The sequence below is a fragment of the Robertmurraya massiliosenegalensis JC6 genome (genome assembly GCF_000311725.1).
Taxonomy (GTDB): domain Bacteria; phylum Bacillota; class Bacilli; order Bacillales; family Cytobacillaceae; genus Robertmurraya; species Robertmurraya massiliosenegalensis.
Genome location: NZ_HE978511.1, coordinates 345,442 through 366,391 on the forward strand (window position 1 = coordinate 345,442; position 20,950 = coordinate 366,391).

A 20,950-nucleotide genomic window follows, 5' to 3' on the forward strand; every position below is an offset into this window, starting at 1 on the left:
GAGTGTTTCCACTAGCCTTAACTTTTTTACATTTTATAAAGAAGCTTCGAATGCTTCAAATTCTTCGTCAGTTTTAGGTACTTCAATTTCTCCATCAAGGATCTTTTGCTTGAACTCTTCAACCAAATCTATTGCTTCTTGGCTCACGTTTTCCGTTGTAGGCGCGATTCCTACACCATCTTCAGCAAGTCCAAATACGGTTTCTTTTCCACCTGGGAAGTTTCCATCTAATGCCATCTTCGAAATTTCATAAACAGCATTATCAACACGTTTTACCATTGAAGTTAATGTTACGTTTTCTGGAAGTCCTTCTTCATGTTGGTCACGGTCTACACCGATTACCCATACGTCGTCACCGTTTGCTTTACGGTTTTTCGCTTCAGTGAATACTCCGTTACCCGTTCCACCAGCAGCGTGATAAATAATGTCTACTCCACCGCTATACATTGTGGAAGCGATACTTGTACCATTTTCAGGCTTGTTAAAGTCACCAGCATATTGAACAACTACTTCAATCGTAGGGTCAACTGATTTAACACCAGCTTTAAAGCCGTTTTCAAATTTCTTAATTAGCGGCGAATCAACGCCTCCAACAAATCCAAGCTTCTTAGATTTCGTATGCTTTGCAGCAATGACACCAACTAAGAATGAGCCAGTATGTTCGTCAAACGTAACGTTAGCGACGTTATTTAACCAAACTGTCTCGCCATTCTCATCTGCTAAAAGGCTATCGATTAAAGCAAAGTGTCCATTTTCGTTTTGTTCTGCAGAAGTTTGTACAGCATCCTCAAGTAAGAATCCTGCAGCAAATGTTACATCAAAACCATTTTCAGCAAATTGACTTAAGTTCGGGATATAATCTGCTTCTTTTTCTGATTGAAGGTAACGGTAACCTTCATTTTCTTTAAGTCCTTTTTCTTCAGCAAACTTTTTTAAACCTTCCCAAGCAGATTGGTTAAATGATTTATCATCTACCCCACCAGTGTCAGTTACAAGACCTACTTTGAAGTCTGGAGCTTCTGTTGCAGTTCCTCCATCTCCGCCGCCTTGTTCTTCATCTTTGTTTCCACAAGCACCTAAGATTGTTCCTGCAGCAAGTACGAGAGATAAAGCTAATCCAAATTTACGCTTTTTCAAGGTTTGTACCCCCTATATAGTTGATTTAGTAGATTAACATCTCGGGACTCCTTCAACTTATATCCTTTTCCTTAAAACATGGAAGCTGAATTTGTCTGCTCGAAAGTAATTGACCGAATACAGAATAGGTTCGTCATTTTCATCGAAATGCATTTGCTTTAGTACAAGCAAGGCTGTTTCCGGGTCACACTCTAGTATTGGTGAAATTCGTTCATGATATCCAAGCGGTTCAATTTCTGCAATGGCATATGTAATTTTTCTCTGTGCAGTCTCTTCTAAAACATGGAAAATCGATTCCTTCTCATGAGAAAAGGTTTTCGGTAAATAATGATGTGGTACATGATCCATACAGTAGACGACTGGTTCTCCATTTGCAGTGCGAACTCTTTCCATCACAAAAATTTCATCATCTTCAGAACATGAAAAGCGACGAATATCCTCTTCGGTTGCACTTTGAGTATCTGAGCTTAGAAAAATGGTACCAGGCTTCATTCCGACTTGAACAATCATATTTGTTACACTATTAAGCTGTTCAATTCCAGAAGAAAACAAAGGCTTAGCATTGACGAATGTCCCCACCCCATGGCGACGGATGATCACATTCTCCTCTTCAAGAATCCGCAGTGCTTCTCTTAATGTCGCCCTGCTAACCCCTAAAAGCTTGGCAAGGTCAAATTCAGAGGGCAGCTGTTCTTTCTCTTTATAGATTCCTTTTTCGATATCCTGCTTAATCCGATCAATCACCTGTAAATATAAATGTCTGTTATCTGATTTGATGGACATCTTTGCTTCCCCCAACCAATTTTCTCCAAGACATCAGACCTCTGATGTATAATCATTCCTACTAATCGAAAATACTATACCATTTTTCAAGTCATAAATAAATAGAGAATGACAAGATTCTACAAATTTTACGTCAGAAATATTTACAAAACTCAGCATTGATAAATACTTACTGTGAACCCTACCAGAAAAAAGGAAGGGATTACAATAGTATAACGTATTTAAGAACTTGCCTCTTCTGATGGCTTATCCATCAATACGGCACGAGGCTTACTCCCTTCATACGGGCCTACCACCCCTCTAAGCTCCATTTCATCAATCAATCTGGCAGCCCGAGTATAGCCAATGCGAAATCTTCTTTGAAGCATCGATACCGATGCGGTCTGCATCTCAAGAATTAATTCCACCGCTTCATTGTAGAGTTCATCTTCTACTTCAGATGTTGTTTCTGGTATGTCATCTGGAATCATTTCCTCTTGATATTGTGCTTTTTGTTGATCGATCACAAAGTCCACGATCTCTTCCACCTCATCATCTGAAAGGAAGGCGCCTTGGACACGAATCGGCTTTGATGCACCTACTGGTAAAAAGAGCATATCGCCTCGTCCTAGTAACTTTTCTGCCCCGCCCATGTCTAGAATCGTTCTAGAATCTGTTGCAGAAGAAACAGCAAAAGCAATTCTCGATGGGATATTTGCCTTGATCACACCTGTGATGACATCAACAGATGGTCTTTGCGTCGCAATGATGAGATGTATTCCCGCAGCACGAGCCATTTGTGCAAGACGTGTGATCGCATCTTCGACATCAGAAGATGCTACCATCATTAAATCGGCAAGCTCGTCCACAATGACGACAATATAAGGCAATAATGGCTGTTTGGCATCTGCCTCAGCGTTATGTTTCTTCATATACTCGTTATAGCCTTCAATATTTCGTGTACCGGTATGTGAAAACAGCTCATAACGACGTTCCATTTCACTAACCACTTTTTGCAGGGCTTGTGAAGCTTTTTTCGCATTTGTCACTACTGGTGCAAGGAGATGAGGAATGCCATTATAAACATTCAGTTCAACCATTTTCGGGTCAATCATCATCAGCTTTACTTCGTGCGGTTTTGCGCGCATAAGAATACTCGTTATAATGCCGTTTATACATACACTTTTTCCGCTACCTGTTGCCCCAGCAACAAGTAAATGGGGCATTTTATTTAATTCAGCAAGGACTGCTTCTCCGGTTATGTCCCTTCCCAACCCGATCATCAGCTTGGAATCTGGTTTATCATTTTGTTTCGACTCTAGCACCTCTCGCAAAGAGACCATAGCCACTTCTGAGTTAGGCACTTCAATTCCGATTGCTGATTTACCAGGAATCGGTGCTTCAATCCGGATGTCTTTTGCTGCTAAAGCGAGAGCTAAATCATCACTTAAGCTCACAATTTTGCTCACTTTGACTCCTACATCAGGATGAACCTCATACTTCGTAACGGCTGGACCTAAATGAACTTGGGTAACTCTTGCCTTTACGCCAAAACTTTGGAATGTTCGTTCTAGCTTCGCAGCATTGGCATGAATCAGCTCGTATTCCCCGCTCTGATCCGTATGTCTAGGAAGCTTCAATAATTTAATCGGCGGAAGCTCATAATCTACATTCTCTACTTCTGTAAACGTAATCGTCGGGGCTAAGGCCTCGTCTTCCTCTGGCGTCTCCGTCTCTTTTTTAACATTTCCAGACTGCGCTTCTCTATGTATATCTTCATCATGCTGAACGTAAGCTCTTTCTGCAAAACTTGAAATAATTGGTTCTGGCTGTGCTAGTTCATTTCGATTAGATTCATTTGCCATTGGAATAACCGTTTCCTCTTCTTGCACTTCGGCTGCGTTTCTTTCTGCATTTGCTCGAGCAGCTTCTTTCCTAGCTTGTCTCTTTTCTTTTGAAGATTTTAGATCATCGATAAACTTCTTCCATTGATCTTTCATAAAGCCACTTATCGCAACAATCATCTTTGCCGCTGCATCTCCAAATGTTTTCCCTGTTAAAAGGACAATACCAATGATGATAAGTACTGCCGCTATCATTTTTGAACCTGCTTCATCAAATAAAAAATAAAATAAGGCAAAGAGTATAGAACCGATCATGCCGCCGCCTAAATCAGTCGTACTCGTTTCTCCATTCACTTCCATCCAAAACAATTCCCACGTATTTTTAATCACACTTGGATCGTCAAACTTGCCATCATTTAATAGATTATTAAACAATGTGACATGACTTAATAGTAGGAGGGAAGCAATAATTAAATAAATTCCAACCAATCTCCGATGAAAATAGTTTGGAATTTCTCTCTTCCATATAAAATATCCACCTAATACGACTAAAGCTAATAAAAATAACATAAACCATTCGCCAGTGAAAAAGCGGTAAAATAACACAATTGCTCTTCCGACAGCTCCTAATCCTGCAATTGAAATGGCTGCTAATGTAATTAAAATAAGACCAATCAACTCGAAGCGAATGGTTCGCTTAAATTGGGTATTTTGTTTTGTGCTTCTTCTACGTTTTCTTTTTGCCATCCAATCACCTTTTATCTTGTAGTTATATTTGTCTCTTTTCTAAAAACCATGTTGCGATCGATCCACAAAAAAACAGCGAAAAGAGAGTGCTTATTCCATCCGTGGTACGGTGCTACGTATAAATCGAAATGGTGACCATTTCCTGAAAACTCTGCCCGTATGAAAACAGCCTTATATTTTCAAAACGAAAGCAGCCGAAATGGCTGCTTTTTATCTTGAGGTGAACCTATTATACCATAAGTCTTTTTGCTAATACCATCGTTCTTCGGCATTAATACATCGAAAACATCGCTCCAGGAGTATAACGTTGATCAAGATAATGATTTGGATCACTGCTAAGGTTTCGGACCACCCGATACTTGTTGTCCTCTGTCTCTTCAACAATCAACGGAATACCGTCACGAAGGACTTGTATCTGCCTAGCAAATTCATTTTCATCACTAGGAAAAATAAGTTCCTGAGGCATCATCGTATATAAAATCATTGGATCAACTCCTCTTTTTGATCCTTATTCATTTCGATCAACTCATCAAGCTTTTTCATTGCTTGACCAATTCCACCTATCTCATCAATTAATCCGTACTTAACTGCATCTGTTCCAATCACGTTCGTACCAATATCTCTTGTTAAGTTCCCTTTTTCAAACATCAAATCTTTAAACTTTTCTTCTGTAATGTTCGAATGTCTAGTAACGAAACGAACCACTCTTTCTTGCATTTTATCTAAATACTCAAATGTTTGTGGCACTCCAATGACTAGACCTGTCAATCGAATCGGATGAATCGTCATTGTCGCTGTCTCTGCAATAAACGAATAGTCACAGGATACTGCAATCGGAACCCCGATCGAATGCCCCCCACCTAAAACGATTGAAACAGAAGGCTTTGACAAAGATGCAAGCATTTCTGAGATCGCTAACCCAGCTTCAACATCTCCTCCCACCGTATTGAGGATCACTAATACTCCTTCAATTTTTGGGTTTTGCTCAATCGCGACTAACTGTGGAATAAGATGTTCGTATTTGGTCGTTTTATTTTGAGGAGGCAACTGGAGATGGCCTTCGATTTGTCCGACGATCGTTAAGCAATGAATTTTTGAATCTTGCGAGAGCTGAGGGACATTTGTTTGTCCAAGCTGTTGGATTTTCTCCATTAATGGGGATGGCTTATCCTCTTTTGGTTGTTCCTGCCCCTCTTCTTGTTCATTTGTATACTTACGATTTTGAGCCATTAAAAAATCTCCCTTCTTCATAAAAAGCTTAAAAATCTACTGTTAGTATTGGACCTTACATACGAAATCATGCAAAAAAGAGGGGTCCCATTGGGACACCCTCTAAATTTCCATAATAATTGGCATGATCATCGGTCTACGCTTTGTTTTTTCATATAAAAATTGATTTAACCCATCTCTCATATCTTGCTTAATGCTAGCCCAATCAAAAAACTCGCGGCTTATATTCTTTTCTACAATTCCTTTTACAAGTTTTACTGACTCTCCCATGAGTTCTTCCGACTCACGAACATACACAAAACCACGGGAAATGATTTCTGGACCTGCAGAAATTTTCTTTTCAGCCTTATTGAGAGTGACAACGACAATCAAAACACCGTCTTGTGATAATAGCTTTCGATCCCTAAGAACAATATTCCCAACATCCCCAATGCCACTTCCATCAACCAATACATTGCCAGCTGCTACTTTTCCGGTAATTTTAACATGCTCCGGCTTAATTTCGAGGACTTCCCCTTTATCGATCATTGCAATTCGATCATCGGTAATCCCACATTCTTTCGCAATTTTACTATGAGCTTTCAACATACGATATTCTCCGTGTACTGGAACGAAATATTTCGGGTTCATCATATTAATCATAAATTTAAGCTCTTCTTCACTTCCATGACTAGATGTATGGACCATACGTCTACCGGAAATGACATTTGCACCTGCACGGCTTAACATATCAATGGTTTTATACGTAAAAACTTCTCCACCACGTAATGGTGATGCGGCAATAAGGACGGTGTCACCTTTTTGGACATTTACATGACGATGTTGCCCTTTCGCCATCTTTTGCAAGGCTTCAAGCGGCTCTCCTTGCATTCCTGTTGCTAATATGACCATTTCATCATCTTCATAATCCTTCAATTCATCAATTGGAATGATTAATTCATGATGGACATGAAGATAGTCTAGTTCGATCGCTATATCAAATACTTGCTGTAAACTTTTTCCTACTACAACAATCTTTCTTCTACTATCATAGGCAGCATCAAAAATGTGTTGAATTCGGTTTAAATCAGATGCAAAAGATGCCGCAATGATTCTCCCTTTCGCATTATAAAAGACATCCTTCATCGCTCTGACAATGATAGATTCTGACGGAGTATAACCTGGTTTTTCAGCATCTGTACTATCCGAAAGTAAGCAAAGAACCCCTTTTTCACCTAAAGCAGCCATCTTCCCTATTTCGGGTTTGTAGAGCTCTGTTGCAGCCTGATCGAATTTAAAGTCACCCGTGTAGACAACCGCTCCCTCTGATGTATGTATGGCAATACCAACTGAATCAGGGATACTATGATTCGTTTTGAAAAAAGAGACTGTAACCGTATCAAAATTTACAATTGTATCAGATTGAATTTCAATAAAATTCACTTTTCCTTTATATTCTTGCTCTTTCATTTTTGCTTTCGCTAACGCAATCGTTAGCTTCATTCCATATACAGGTGCTTGTACTTGACGTAAAAGATACGATAATGCCCCAATATGGTCCTCGTGCCCATGAGATAGAAATATTCCTTTAATCCGATCTTTATTTTGCGAAAGAAAAGTCATATCCGGGATTACGATATCAATTCCGAGCATTTCATTTTCTGGGAACATAAGACCTGCATCTAAGACGAATAAATCTCCATCCACGTCTACGATGTACATATTTTTGCCGATTTCCCCAACTCCTCCTAGAGCTGTTATCTTGATGCTTTCATTCTTTCTAGTGTTCAATGTCATACTTCCTCCTACTTATTGTTTCCGACCCAAGATCAGTTACCATTATTATACTTGAAAACTGAAACCCTTTCCAACCAATTTTATTTAAGCCTCCTTTCCATCAAGGGGGAACAAAGAAAAAAAAGCCGACTCAGACGCTGCTTTTAAAGCAACGTCTGAGTCGGCTTTGTAGAACTATTACGCCTCATTCAATAATGTTATGAGGGCATTTCTCTCTTGCTCTGTCAAGGGTACCAAAGGCAATCGAACGGAGCCCACATTTAAACCTTTTAGCTGAAGGGCGGTTTTCACCGGGACAGGACTCGGTGCCTTAAATAGCCCTTCCATCATTGGTAAAAGGGATTGATGGAGCTTTGCTGCCTCCTTAGTGTCTCCATTCAAAAACGCTTGAACCATTTCTTGCATTTCATTTCCAATAATATGGGATGCAACTGAAACAACCCCTGTTCCACCAATGGATAGAACAGGAAGTGCAATGCCATCGTCCCCACTATATAAGAAGAAATCATCTGACGTATTCGCAATAATTTTTGTCATCGCATTTAAGTCTCCACTTGCCTCTTTCACAGCGACAATATTAGGAACTTCTGCTAAACGAATTATCGTATCTGGCAGTATATTGACGACAGAACGGCTTGGTATATTGTAGACCATCACCGGTAAAGTGGTAGATTCAGCAATTTCTTTAAAATGCTGATATAAACCTTCTTGGTTCGGCTTGTTGTAGTAAGGAGCTACAACCATAATCCCATCCACACCCATTTGTTCTGCTTTTTTTGTCAAGTCAATGGACGCATATGTGTTATTGCTTCCTGTTCCAGCAATGACTGGAATTCGCTTATCAACAACTTTTACCACATGCTGGAATAGTGCAATTTTTTCTTCTTTTGTCAATGTCGGAGATTCACCAGTTGTACCAGCCACAACTAATGAGTCCGTTCCATTTTCAATCAAATAATGAATCAACTGAGTTGTTTTGGCAAAATCAATATGTCCCTTGTTATCAAAAGGGGTTACCATTGCGGTTGAAACTCTACCAAATAAAGCCATATTTACACTCCCTTGTGTACATTTAACACGCTTTGAAGCTTCTACTTCCTCTATCTTTTTGGAAAAACCTCATAATAACTTTATAACTTTAATCTAATCTTTCATATTCAAACGTATCGTTTTGAAGCTCAAACGCATCATGCAGTGTATTTACTGCCGTACTCAGATCATCTTGCTTCACTAATACCCAGATCGTGGTGTGACTATCAGCAGATTGTAATATTCTTATCCCTTTTTCAGACAAGGCTGTGACAATCTTAGCTGTGATCCCAGGAACTCCTGCAATCCCAGCACCGACAATTGAAACCTTCGCACAGTTTCTTTCCAACTCTGGCTCATATCCGATAGCTGTTAAAATTTCTTTGGCTTTATCACTCATCTCATCTGTAACCGTATATACGACTCCATTAGGTGATATATTGATAAAGTCGACACTTATTTTTTCATTTGCCATGGACTTAAACACTTCTGCTTGAAGATTATATTCGCCCTTTTTAGCCAACACTTTAATTTGTGTGACAGGTGCAACATGAGCAATTCCTGTTACCGTTCGCTCTTTTATATCGCTTCCTTTATTGCTTCGATTTAATGTTGTCACAAGCGTTCCCGGATTATCCGAATAGGTGGATCGAATTCGAATTGGAATTTTTGCTTGCATCGCAATTTCCACGGCTCGAGGATGAATAACCTTTGCCCCTTGATAAGCGAGATTACATACTTCATTGTAGGTGACAACGCTTAGCGGTCTTGCATTTTCAGCAATACGAGGATCTGCTGTCATAATTCCTTCTACATCGGTAAAAATGTCAACCCACTCTGCTTGTAAAGCTGCTCCTAATGCTGAAGCAGAAGTGTCACTCCCGCCTCGACCAATGGTTGTCGTGTCTCCATTTTTCGCAGCACCTTGGAAGCCTGCGACGACTACGACATCATAGTTTTGAAGCTCTTCAAGAACGCGGTCACACTCCATTTTTACAATTTTAGCATTTGTGTGATCATCGTTGGTTCGAAATCCTGCTTGCGAACCTGTTAGAGAAGTCGCTTTAACACCCTTCTTGAGCAGCATTTCTGTAAACACTACACTCGAAATCACTTCCCCACAGGAAAGTAAAAGATCCTGTTCACGTTTCGTTACCTTTGTTTTTGCTCCATCTATTAGTGAAAGCAGGGTATCTGTAGCATATGGGTCGCCACTTCGTCCCATCGCTGAGACGACTACGACCACTTTATATCCATCGGCAAGTGCTTTTTGAATATGATTTATTGCATATTCTCGAGTCTCCTCGCTTCTTACAGAAGTTCCCCCAAATTTTTGAACGATCATTTTCATCGTAACACCTCAATTATTAGAAAGGCTCTATATTCTTTGTTTCGTTCTTAGTTGATTGCAAGCGATCTATCCCGAAAACTCGTTAACGGACTTATTTAACTAGTCCGATTTTGATTAAACTTTCAGCAATTTGCACAGAATTCCATGCCGCACCCTTTAACAGATTATCTGATACAACCCACATATGAAATCCTGCTTCTTCATCTAAGTCTCTGCGAATACGACCGACAAATACATCATTTTTACCTACACAATCAGCAGGCATTGGATAAATTTGATTTTCTGGATCATCTTGTAACACAACACCAGGAGCATCCTTTAATAGTGCTTTAATGTCCTCTGGTGAAACCCCCTCTTTTTCTACTTCAAAGTAGAGAGACTCAGAGTGTCCTGTTGCAACAGGTAATCTTACGCATGTTGCTGCGACCTTTAATTCAGGTAAATGCATGATTTTTTTCGTTTCGTTAATCATTTTCATTTCTTCAAATGTATAGCCATTATCTTCAAATTTATCAATTTGAGGAATCGCATTAAAGGCAATTTGATAATGCTTTTTATCTGATTTTACTGGTAAAATCTTTGGCTCATAATTATCACCATTAATGATAGCTTTTGTTTGCTCGTATAATTCATCAACTGCTTGTGCTCCAGAACCAGAAACAGCTTGATAGGTTGAAACAATTACTTTTTTCAAACCGAACTTTTCGAGTATTGGTTGTAGTGCCACGACCATTTGAATTGTCGAACAGTTTGGATTCGCAATAATTCCATTATGATGATGCAAATCTGCTTCATTAACCTCTGGCACAACAAGGGGGGGTATTCTCATCCATTCTAAAAGCGCTCGTGTTATCGACCACGATCGCCCCTCTTTTTACAGCTTCTGGAGCTAACTCTTTTGAAACACTACCTCCAGCACTGAATAGTGCGATATCAACGTTTTCGAAGCTCTCAGGCTTTGCTTCCTGAACGACATATTCTTGTCCTTTAAAAATAACTACCTTCCCTGCCGAACGAGGTGAAGATAATAAAGTTAAAGTTGAAATCGGGAAATTTCTATCTTCAAGTGTTTTCAGCATTTGTTGTCCAACTGCTCCTGTTGCTCCAACCACTGCTACATGAAATGCATTTCTTTCTGTCATTATTGTTTCCCCTTCCCATCTATTTCTTACCATCATATGAATTGTAAGCTACACGTAAATAGAAGCTAAAATGAACTTTACCTTCCATTAAAATGATTTCATTTCATAATGTAATACTATCTGACATTTTTTGATTTGTCGCATGTCATGAACGATAGATTTATAAAAATATTACATCATAATATGATCTATTTTACCATATTCATACTTTAAAGAAATAAAATTTTGTTTCATTCAGACAGAAATCTATATTCATACATAAGCGGCAACGGAGGAGAGCTTTAACAGAATATAATATTCCGAAAAAAGCCCATTTCCCAAGTCATTGGATGAGGGATTTCCGCTTGCCGCTATACAAGACTAAATACTGGCGCTATTCTCCATCCTTATAACGTTCAACAAGCACTGGTTGAAGTTGTTCCCCGTTCATTGCTGCTTCTACAGTATCTTGTAATAACGTCATTCTTGCCACGAGTGAGTTAGGTTTTTTAATGGGGTCATCTTGACCATACGGTATAAAGTAAATATTTTTTGTTGCCATCAGTCTCATCAAATTAACTCCATTTAAACCAAGAGCGTCATTTGTTGATATTCCTAACACAACAGGTTTTCGATTTCTTAATGTAGCTTTTGCCGCCATCAGTACTGGGGAATCAGTCATGGCATTAGCAAATTTACTCATTGAATTTCCTGTTAATGGCGCAATCACCATACAATCCAATGGAATTTTGGGGCCAAGCGGCTCTGCTTTTACGATTGAATCAATTACTTTATTACCAGTTAAGTCCTCAATACGTTGTACCCAATCTTCCCCTTTTCCAAAACGTGTATTTGTATTTTTAACGGTATGAGTAACGACGGGCAGTACTTCTGCACCAGCATTAACGAGCTTTTCTATTTCTGGAAAAACAGCATCGTACGTACAATGCGAACCCGTTAACCCAAAACCAATTCTTTTACCATTTACACTCATGCTCTTTACCCCTTTCGTGATTGTAAATCCTCTTTTAACACTCTTGAAAGAACGTTCGCCAATATTTGCCCTGCAGTTCTCGGTGCTACTATGCCTGGCAAACTAGGTGCTAGCAATGCTTTAATTCCTCTTTTTTCCGCATATCGAAAATCGGTTCCTCCAGGCTTGGATGCCAAATCAATTACCAACGTGTGTGAAGGCATTTTCGAAATGACTGAAGCTGTTACGATCATGTGAGGAATCGTATTTATACATATATCAACGTCTTTGACATGTTCTTCGAGATTTTTCAAATGAAAAGGAGTAAGCGACATTTCTGTAATACGCGCAATATGTTCTGTTTTTCTTGCCCCCACCTTTACATGGGCACCTAAAGCATCAAAGGTTCTCGCAACTGTCATCCCCACTCTACCAAGTCCTAGTACAAGAACATTTGAACCATGAATCGTAAAGTCTGTATGTTGAATGGCCATCATAATTGTCCCTTCAACTGTTGGGATCGAGTTATAGATCGCGACATCATCCCTTTGAAAAAGCTGAACTAGGCGGCGGTCCGCTTTTTTCGTAATTCCGCTTAAATAGGAATTCGTAATTCCTGAATAAACTGTGCAATGTGCCGGTGTCTCTAACAATATCTCTTTTGATAAATATACCTTTTCATTTGAAAAGATCGTATCAACCTGACCGTCTAAACTTGTTCCAGCTACCGGTAGAATAATGGCATCGATATTCGAAAAATCTACTTCGTCCATCTTTTCCTTTACTGCTCCAGTAAACGCATGATCAAGCTGTTCGAATCCTATTAGTGAGAGTTTTGCATCAAGCTCAGTTAATCTACGGATGATCTCTAGCTGTCTTGCGTCTCCACCGATGACTGCTAAATGCAATCCTGTCAGCATAAAACATTCACCTTCTTTTCCCTGAAATCCTAAGGCAGGAATATAAATTCAAAATGAAATTACTTTTTCTAAAAAATATCAACTACTTCAACATCTTATGTAAAAACGAGAAAATCGGTGAGTTATCCGACTAAATCTCTTGTCAATTTAGACATTTAACTGGGGAAGTGCCCAAAATGCATAAGTGACTCTAACGGGAATCTGAACGCACTTTCAAAAAGTAGGAATTCTGGAATTTTGATGGTGAATTCCGGAAAAAATGCATTAATTCCGGAACTTTAAGCATTAATTCCGGAACTTCCTTAAAACAAAAGAAGGGCTGATGAGAAAAGTCATGTTCTCGACTTTTCTCATCAGCCCTCATCCATATCATCACCAGGCACATCAATAATGATCATATCCGTGCCGATCTTCTTAATATGGCGCCACGGCACTCGAACTTCTCCACCTTGACGTCTAAACCCGAACCATTTTAGCGATGGAATTAGCAATGCTCTTATTTGCCCGCTATTCTCATCAATTTCTAAATCTGTCTGCCCTAACACCCCTAGCCGCTCTGCTTTTTTAACGTCAACAATTTCTTTGCCGCTTAATTCACTTAGTCTCAAGACTTCCCCTCCCTTTTTCCAACTCTCTCCTTATATATGTATCAAGCGGTGTTTAATTTTAGAATAGGCTCGACCAAAATTTTTGCAGTAGAAGTGCGAAATTGCTTGCCTTTTTTATGTAGATAGCACAAAAAAACAACCCGCTGTTTAAGCAGGTTGTTAATCTTTATATGTTCTTTGGAAGTTCACCCTCTGGACTAATCAGAGATACCGAAAAGGCATTTGTGAAAATCGTGTTTGCTAACTTGTCTACGCCCTCTTTAGAGACTTCGTCAATCTCCTGGATAATTTCATCAAGGGTACGATGACGTTTTAATACCAGTTCATTTTTACCATTGCGGCTCATACGACTATTCGTACTTTCTAAGCTTAACATTAAGCTACCTTTCAACTGCTCTTTACAGTTGTTTAATTCTTTATCTGTAATTCCCTCTGCCTTCAGGTTCGCAAGCGTTTCTTGAATCGTATCAAATAGTACATCCAATTGCTTTGCTCCTGTACCACCATAAATCGTGACAATCCCACTATCATGGAAAGATGAATGATATGAGAAGACAGAATATGCGAGACCTTTACGTTCACGAACGTCCTGGAACAGACGTGAACTCATGCTTCCACCAAGCACATTATTTAGAACAATCAAATTATAAATATCTTCGTGTCCTACTTGCAATCCTTCAAAGCCCATACATAAATGGGCTTGTTCAGTCTCTTTTTTGCGGGCCATATGGTTCATGTGGAACATTGGTTTTGCTTCAGGCTTCTCTTGCTTTCCACCTTCATAGCTCCCGAAATGTTCTTCAACATCAGAAATGAAGTCTTCAGAAATATTTCCGGCAATGGAGATGACAACATTTTCAGGTGTATATGTATGGTGCATGTATTCTTTCAATGTCTCTCCTGTAAAGGATGCCAACGTCTCTTCTGTTCCTAAGATCGGATACCCTAGTGGATGACTTTCATATACAGCTTTGCTCAGTAAATCATGAACAATATCATCAGGTGTATCTTCATACATTTTTATTTCTTCGTAGACAACTTTCTTTTCTTTTTTAAGCTCTTCTTCATCAAAAGTTGAATGGAAGAACATATCGGCCAGAACATCTAGAGCAAAATTCGCATGATTGTCTAGTACTTTAGCATAGTAGCAAGTGTATTCCTTTGAAGTGAAGGCATTAACTTGACCACCAATACTATCAAATGATTCAGCGATTTCACGAGCCGTTCTTGTCTGAGTTCCTTTAAAAAACATATGCTCAAGAAAATGGGATATCCCGTTATTTTCCGGATTCTCATTACGTGAACCAGTTCCAATCCAAACCCCAATTGCAACTGAACGAACAGTAGGTATATTTTCTAGTACGATTCTTACTCCATTTTGACAAGTATATCTCTTAATCACGCAAATTCCTCCTGTTTGAAAACATGATGCTAATATAAATCTTTATCGTTTCTTATTAGCTTGTCTATTTTTCCCTCTTTTATCCAATTTAACTTGGGAATGGTTATCTCTCTTCGCTTAACAACTCCGAAACCGTATCAATTTCTAAATCCTTGTTCTTAATTTCTTTGATTAATGAATCAAGGGCTTTGGCCGTTGAATCGGTCGGATGCATTAATACCATTGCCCCATTATGAATCTTACTGACTACCCGGTTGATAAGAACTTCAGGTGCAGGCTTTTGCCAATCGATCGTATCAACACTCCATAAAACAGTTCCCATTTTTTCTTCAGCAGCGATTTTCACAACCTCATCACGAAAACTTCCACTTGGAGGTGCGAGCCACATAGGTACCTTTTCTGTCGTTGCTTTAATGACGTCATTTGTCTTTTGGATTTCCTCTCTTATCATCCCTGCCGATATTCTTTTCATATCTGGATGGGTATAAGAATGATTCCCAACCTCGTGTCCAGCAGAAGAAATCATTTTAGCCAATTCTGGATGATTTTTCACCCATCTTCCCTCTAAAAAGAAAGTGGCGTGTACATTATGTTTTTTCAAGGTCGCAAGAATCGGGGAAAGATATTCATTGCCCCAAGCCACATTAATGATGAAACTGACCATCGGTTTTTCCGGATTTCCTTTATAAATGGGATTAGGAGCGAGATCGTTGAGATGAACCTTTGGCTCAACTTGCGTGAACACAAGCTTCTCCTTTTTGAACTTCCCATCATCCTTCATTTTTTCAAAGGAAGCTTCCACATCAACCTTCAAACCATTTATCCCAGGAATCGCCTTCCAAACGGGATCAATTTTTGCATCTATAGGAGCAACCTCATAGTCTTTTGCCTTAGATTGAATCTCATCATATAAAGGATCAACCTTTTTACTGACAAAAGTACTATCTCCCTTTAATTTAACTAAATATTGATCAGTTAATGAGTTATTGACAATAAGAGCCCCGAGTAAAACAATCATAGCAATAAATACCAGCTTTTTCATCTCATATGCCTCCTTCCTTACAAATTATGAGAAGGAAGGACAAGGTAGAACTAGCAGTTCTCACTTACACAAGACATTTTAAACACAATAAAAAGTCAGGGCTTCCCCTGACTTTTCAAGTAAGCATAGGAGCACTTGTGTCTATACTCGTGAGTGAAACACTTACTTCTGTGCTTGTTCCTTTTGCTCTCGTTGCTCTTTTAGAACAGCTTTTCTGGATAAGTTGACACGACCTTGCTTATCAATTTCCGTTACCTTTACAAGTACTTCATCACCAATTGATAATACATCTTCTACTTTTCCAACACGCTCTTCTGCTAATTCTGAAATATGAACTAAGCCATCTTTACCGCTAAAGATTTCAACAAAAGCACCGAATTTTTCAATTCGTTTAACTTTTCCTAGGTACATTTGGCCAACTTCCACTTCACGTACGATGTCTTCTATAATCTTTTTCGCTTTTTGATTCATTTCCTCATGAGTAGATGAAATGAAGACTGTACCATCTTGTTCAATATCAATCTTGACATTTGTCTCTTCGATAATTTTATTGATTTGCTTCCCACTTGGCCCAATAACATCACGAATCTTATCTGGATTAATGTGCATCGTTAAGATCTTTGGTGCATATTGAGAAAGTTGGTTATTTGGTTCTGCAATCGTAGCAAGCATTGATTCAAGAATTTGCATACGACCTTTTTTCGCTTGTAGCAATGCTTCTTCCAGAATTTCGCGAGATAACCCATCAATTTTAATATCCATTTGAAGAGCAGTAACCCCTTTAGAAGTACCTGCAACTTTAAAGTCCATGTCTCCTAAGTGATCTTCCATTCCTTGAATATCTGTTAAAACCGTGTAATGTTCCCCAGATTTCACAAGACCCATGGCAATCCCAGCAACTGGAGCCTTAATTGGTACTCCGGCGTCCATCATCGCTAATGTACTTGCACAAATACTTGCCTGAGAAGTAGAACCATTTGATTCTAATACTTCAGAAACTAAACGGATTGTATATGGGAAATCGGCTTCTGATGGGATAATTGGATCAAGTGCACGCTCCCCAAGGGCACCATGTCCAATTTCACGACGACCTGGTCCGCGAATTGGTCCTGTTTCCCCAACACTAAAGCTTGGGAAGTTATAATGATGCATAAAGCGTTTCTCTTCTTCGATTCCTAAACCATCTAAAATCTGCACATCTCCTAATGCGCCAAGCGTACAAATACTTAATGCTTGAGTTTGTCCACGAGTAAATAATCCAGAACCATGTGTACGAGGAAGAAGTCCTACTTCAGAAGATAATGGGCGAATTTCATCTGGATTTCGACCATCAGGACGTACTTTTTCTTCTGTTATTAAACGGCGTACCTCACCTTTTACAAGCTTGTCTAAAATTTGCTTCACTTGCTTTAGATCATCATCATCCGCTTCTTGTTCTTCATACTTAGCAATCACTCTATCTTTTACTTCCTTAATCGCATCTTCACGTGCATGCTTTTCCTGAACTTGAATCGCTTCAATCATTTCTTTTTCACAAGCATCACGAATTTCAGCTTCTAATTGCTCGTCGACATTGAAAAGAGTAACTTCCATCTTCTTTTTGCCCACTTTTGCAACAATCTCTTCTTGGAAGGCAATTAAACGTTTGATTTCTTCATGTCCAAACATAATCGCTTCAAGCATTGTTTCTTCTGGTACTTCATCTGCTCCTGCTTCAACCATGTTAATCGCATCTTTTGTTCCTGCTACAACTAAATGGATATCACTTTTCTCCATTTGTTCAACATTTGGATTAACAACGAAGTTTCCGTCAATACGCCCTACCGTTACTCCCGCAATAGGTCCCTCAAACGGAATATCTGAAATCGATAACGCAAGAGAAGAGCCAAACATCGCAGCCATTTCAGATGAGCAATCTTGATCAACGCTCATCACAATGCTAATTACTTGGACTTCATTTCTAAAACCATCTGCAAACAAAGGACGAATTGGACGATCGATCAAGCGGCTCGCTAATATCGCCTTTTCACTTGGACGACCTTCACGCTTAATAAAACCACCAGGAATTTTCCCGACTGCATATAATCTTTCCTCATAATTGACTGTTAATGGAAAGAAATCAAGTTTCTTCGGTTCTTTTGAAGCAGTTGCATTACTTAATACAGCAGTATCTCCATATCGGATTAGTGCTGAGCCATTCGCTTGTTTAGCTAATTGTCCGATTTCAACGGTTAGTGGCCGGCCAGCCCACTCTATGGAAAAGATTTGCTTTTCTTGTCCCATTCTTTAAAAAACCCCTCTCTTACTAACACTCCTGGGAGATTTAGCTTATATTAGTTCTACTTTATTCATCAATAATATATTTTATCTTAAACTTCATCTCATTACTCTTGTAGGCATGAAGAAGTCGATAGTATCATTTTGGTCAAAATCATAATTCGGTATGATATGATTCCATAGATAAAAGCCGTATCCGCTATTCTTATATTATGTACATCTTTTTATAGACTTAAAATACGAGTTTATGTATTATTTTTCCAGTTATTTATGCTAACAAAAAAGCGGGAAGAATCCCGCTTTTGTTAACATCAGTTCTTATCGACGTAAACCAAGTCTGTTGATTAACTCACGGTAACGTTGAACGTCTTTGTTACGAAGATAAGTTAATAGGTTACGACGTCTACCTACCATTTTCAAAAGACCGCGACGTGAGTGGTGATCTTTCTTATGAGTACGTAAGTGACCATTTAAATTGTTGATCTCTTCTGTAAGGACAGCGATTTGAACTTCTGGTGAACCAGTATCGTTCTCATGTGTTTTGAACTCATTGATAAGTTCATTCTTACGTTCTTTAGTGATTGCCATCCGTTTCACCTCCTAAATAATTAATCCCCGAATGCTTCAGCAAGCGTCGGTGACTCGACTTGCCAAGCAAAGGTTCATGATGGATACGTGAGTCCATTCATATTTACGTACGAAATGAATTCACGTTAATTAGAATACTACTTTTTATGACAAAAAGCAAGTGTAAACAATATATTTCGCATACTTTACACAACGGATCTTATATATGACGAAAATAATCGAGCGTACTTAACTTGTCTTTTTCAATTTGCTGCACAAGCTCCTCGATCCCATTGAATTTCTTTTCCGCCCTGATTCTCTTATGCCATTCTATCACGACTTCATAGCCATAAATATTCTGTTCAAAATCAAAAATATGAACTTCAACAGACGGCTTTGGAGCCTGTGTTTCATTGAAGGTTGGCTTATAGCCAATATTACAAACTCCCTCGTACCATGTACCAGCAACAAGAATCTTTACTGCGTAAACACCAATGGGGGGAATAAAAAATGCATCATCCACATCTGTATTCGCTGTTGGAAAACCGATCGTTCTTCCTCGTTTATCACCATTAATGACAATTCCACTTGTTGAATAAAAGCGTCCCAAAAGGTCCGGTAACCTTTCCATATTCCCATCTCGTATAAGTTTACGGATCAAGGTCGAACTTATTTTTTCTGTTCCATTCGTTAGCTTTGAAACGGTTGTAAAATCAAATTTATCTCGCGAATGGAATTGAATGGTTTCCATTGTTCCCTTCCCCATTCTTCCGTAACTATAATCAAAACCAGCTACGACATGAATGACATTTAAACCAATGACATACTGATCCACAAATTCCTGTGGCAGAAGATTGGCAAATTCACTTGTAAAATGAACAACGAACAGATAGTCAACGTGAAGTTGCTCGATTAATCTTGCCTTCTCTTTAAGCGGAGTGATGTACTCCACATGCTGGACATCCCGACGCAACACAACGGATGGATGAGGATCAAAAGTCATGACACCCACCTTGCAATTTTTCTCCTTCGCAATTTCCAATGCTGTACCTATCACTTTTTGGTGCCCTAAATGAACACCATCAAAAAAACCTAACGCCAAGGTCATTGGCATAAATTGTTCGGGTTTGAATTCATGAGGATGATGAATATGAATAACTTCCACTTCGTTTCCCACCTATTTCTTATCAACAGAAAAATTCTCGCATCAGCTATATTTTTAAAACTTTCTTTGGCTTCATTAAGCCTTCTTTTTGAGGGTGCGCCTCATAAATAGCCAATGCTGATCCATCTCCATCTTCCACTACAATTGGCCCTTTCTCATTTAGAAAGGTTGCTGGAATGGGAAGGACAGCACCATTTTTTACTTTCTCACCTAATTTATCATTTATTTGATATTTCGGCAAATAATATAATGCCGTTTCAATTGGTCTTAATACCTCATCAATGCTGCCTTTCTCCACTAATTCTTCCACTTCTGAAAAAGTTAGACAATCTGCTAGAGAAAAGCTTGCTGATTGAATCCGAGTTAACTGTGACATATGTGCTGGGTACCCCAGTTTTTCACCAATCATGACCGCAAGAGTTCGAATATATGTGCCTTTGCTACATGAAACTTGAAAGCGAAAGCGAATGACATCTCCCTCGAATTGCTCTCTGTCATCAAGAAGTTCGATTGAATAAATCGTCACCTTTCTTGAAGGTCGTTCTACTTCCAATCCTTGCCTCGCATACTCATATAATCTCTTTCCATTGACTTTAACTGCTGAAAACATAGGGGGAGTTTGTGTAATTTCACCTGATAGCTCAGCGAGGACAGTAAGAATGTCATCTCTAGAATAAGATTTCCTATCTAAGTTTTCCTCTACAATTTCTCCACCGGCATCTTCTGTCGTTGTAGAAAAACCAATCGTCACTTCTCCTACATACGTTTTTCCTGCATCTGTTATGTACTCAGCAACCTTTGTTGCGCGCCCTAAACAAATCGGTAAAACTCCATCCACCTCTGGATCTAATGTTCCAGTATGTCCAATTCGTTTCATTCGCAAAATTTTTCGCAAGCGAAAGACACAATCATGGGATGTCAGTCCTTTCGGTTTATATAGCGGCAATATTCCTTCCATTCCTCAACCTCCGTGTTTGATTCATTAGAAAAGGGATAGAC

17 protein-coding genes and 1 pseudogene are annotated in these 20,950 nt (G+C 39.1%); all 18 read right to left on the bottom strand.

What is annotated here, in order from left to right; all coding sequences use genetic code 11:
- Positions 1 to 33: 33 nt before the first annotated feature.
- Positions 34 to 1,137 (bottom strand): BMP family lipoprotein, encoded by a 1,104-nt coding sequence (locus BMSHG_RS01845; RefSeq protein WP_019152727.1) that lies wholly within the window; start codon positions 1,135 to 1,137, stop codon positions 34 to 36.
- A 57-nt stretch (positions 1,138 to 1,194) separates the two neighbouring features.
- Complete coding sequence (locus BMSHG_RS01850; RefSeq protein ID WP_026073293.1) at positions 1,195 to 1,920, bottom strand: GntR family transcriptional regulator; 726 nt, start codon at positions 1,918 to 1,920, stop codon at positions 1,195 to 1,197.
- A gap of 221 nt (positions 1,921 to 2,141) precedes the next feature.
- The gene (locus tag BMSHG_RS01855) at positions 2,142 to 4,490 is read right to left on the bottom strand and encodes a DNA translocase FtsK (protein WP_019152729.1); all 2,349 of its coding nucleotides are present in this window, start codon (positions 4,488 to 4,490) and stop codon (positions 2,142 to 2,144) included.
- A 271-nt stretch (positions 4,491 to 4,761) separates the two neighbouring features.
- Positions 4,762 to 4,974, bottom strand: coding sequence for a YlzJ-like family protein (locus BMSHG_RS01860; RefSeq protein ID WP_019152730.1), 213 nt, complete (start codon positions 4,972 to 4,974; stop codon positions 4,762 to 4,764).
- Entirely contained in the window at positions 4,971 to 5,720 is a 750-nt protein-coding gene (locus BMSHG_RS01865; protein ID WP_019152731.1) for a ClpP family protease, read from the bottom strand. The genes BMSHG_RS01860 and BMSHG_RS01865 overlap by 4 nt, the downstream gene beginning before the upstream one ends.
- Positions 5,721 to 5,822: 102 nt before the next feature.
- Positions 5,823 to 7,496 carry a ribonuclease J gene (locus BMSHG_RS01870; RefSeq protein ID WP_019152732.1) on the bottom strand — a complete coding sequence of 558 codons (1,674 nt, stop codon included), beginning with the start codon at positions 7,494 to 7,496 and terminating at the stop codon, positions 5,823 to 5,825.
- Between the two features lie 177 nt (positions 7,497 to 7,673).
- Positions 7,674 to 8,546: a 4-hydroxy-tetrahydrodipicolinate synthase gene (gene dapA, locus BMSHG_RS01875; protein WP_019152733.1), complete on the bottom strand. Its 873-nt coding sequence runs from the start codon at positions 8,544 to 8,546 to the stop codon at positions 7,674 to 7,676.
- 88 nt (positions 8,547 to 8,634) lie between these two features.
- Positions 8,635 to 9,876 carry an aspartate kinase gene (gene dapG / locus BMSHG_RS01880; RefSeq protein ID WP_019152734.1) on the bottom strand — a complete coding sequence of 414 codons (1,242 nt, stop codon included), beginning with the start codon at positions 9,874 to 9,876 and terminating at the stop codon, positions 8,635 to 8,637.
- Between the two features lie 91 nt (positions 9,877 to 9,967).
- Positions 9,968 to 11,018 (bottom strand): annotated as a pseudogene (asd, locus tag BMSHG_RS25610) (aspartate-semialdehyde dehydrogenase).
- A gap of 373 nt (positions 11,019 to 11,391) precedes the next feature.
- A complete protein-coding gene (gene dpaB / locus BMSHG_RS01890) occupies positions 11,392 to 11,991 on the bottom strand; it encodes a dipicolinate synthase subunit B (protein ID WP_019152735.1) in 600 nt (199 codons plus the stop codon).
- A gap of 5 nt (positions 11,992 to 11,996) precedes the next feature.
- Positions 11,997 to 12,890 carry a dipicolinic acid synthetase subunit A gene (gene dpaA, locus BMSHG_RS01895; RefSeq protein ID WP_019152736.1) on the bottom strand — a complete coding sequence of 298 codons (894 nt, stop codon included), beginning with the start codon at positions 12,888 to 12,890 and terminating at the stop codon, positions 11,997 to 11,999.
- A gap of 353 nt (positions 12,891 to 13,243) precedes the next feature.
- Positions 13,244 to 13,498, bottom strand: a complete 255-nt coding sequence (locus BMSHG_RS01905) for a YlmC/YmxH family sporulation protein (RefSeq protein WP_019152738.1) — start codon at positions 13,496 to 13,498, stop codon at positions 13,244 to 13,246.
- 166 nt (positions 13,499 to 13,664) lie between these two features.
- Positions 13,665 to 14,900, bottom strand: coding sequence for a M16 family metallopeptidase (locus tag BMSHG_RS01910; protein WP_019152739.1), 1,236 nt, complete (start codon positions 14,898 to 14,900; stop codon positions 13,665 to 13,667).
- A 103-nt stretch (positions 14,901 to 15,003) separates the two neighbouring features.
- Positions 15,004 to 15,942, bottom strand: coding sequence for a polysaccharide deacetylase family protein (locus BMSHG_RS01915; RefSeq protein ID WP_019152740.1), 939 nt, complete (start codon positions 15,940 to 15,942; stop codon positions 15,004 to 15,006).
- 162 nt (positions 15,943 to 16,104) lie between these two features.
- The gene (pnp, locus tag BMSHG_RS01920) at positions 16,105 to 18,225 is read right to left on the bottom strand and encodes a polyribonucleotide nucleotidyltransferase (RefSeq protein WP_019152741.1); all 2,121 of its coding nucleotides are present in this window, start codon (positions 18,223 to 18,225) and stop codon (positions 16,105 to 16,107) included.
- A gap of 312 nt (positions 18,226 to 18,537) precedes the next feature.
- A complete protein-coding gene (rpsO, locus tag BMSHG_RS01925; protein ID WP_019152742.1) occupies positions 18,538 to 18,807 on the bottom strand; it encodes a 30S ribosomal protein S15 in 270 nt (89 codons plus the stop codon).
- 199 nt (positions 18,808 to 19,006) lie between these two features.
- Positions 19,007 to 19,951 (bottom strand): bifunctional riboflavin kinase/FAD synthetase, encoded by a 945-nt coding sequence (gene ribF, locus BMSHG_RS01930; RefSeq protein WP_019152743.1) that lies wholly within the window; start codon positions 19,949 to 19,951, stop codon positions 19,007 to 19,009.
- Positions 19,952 to 19,997: 46 nt separating this feature from the next.
- Positions 19,998 to 20,909, bottom strand: coding sequence for a tRNA pseudouridine(55) synthase TruB (gene truB, locus BMSHG_RS01935; protein WP_019152744.1), 912 nt, complete (start codon positions 20,907 to 20,909; stop codon positions 19,998 to 20,000).
- Positions 20,910 to 20,950 lie beyond the last annotated feature (41 nt).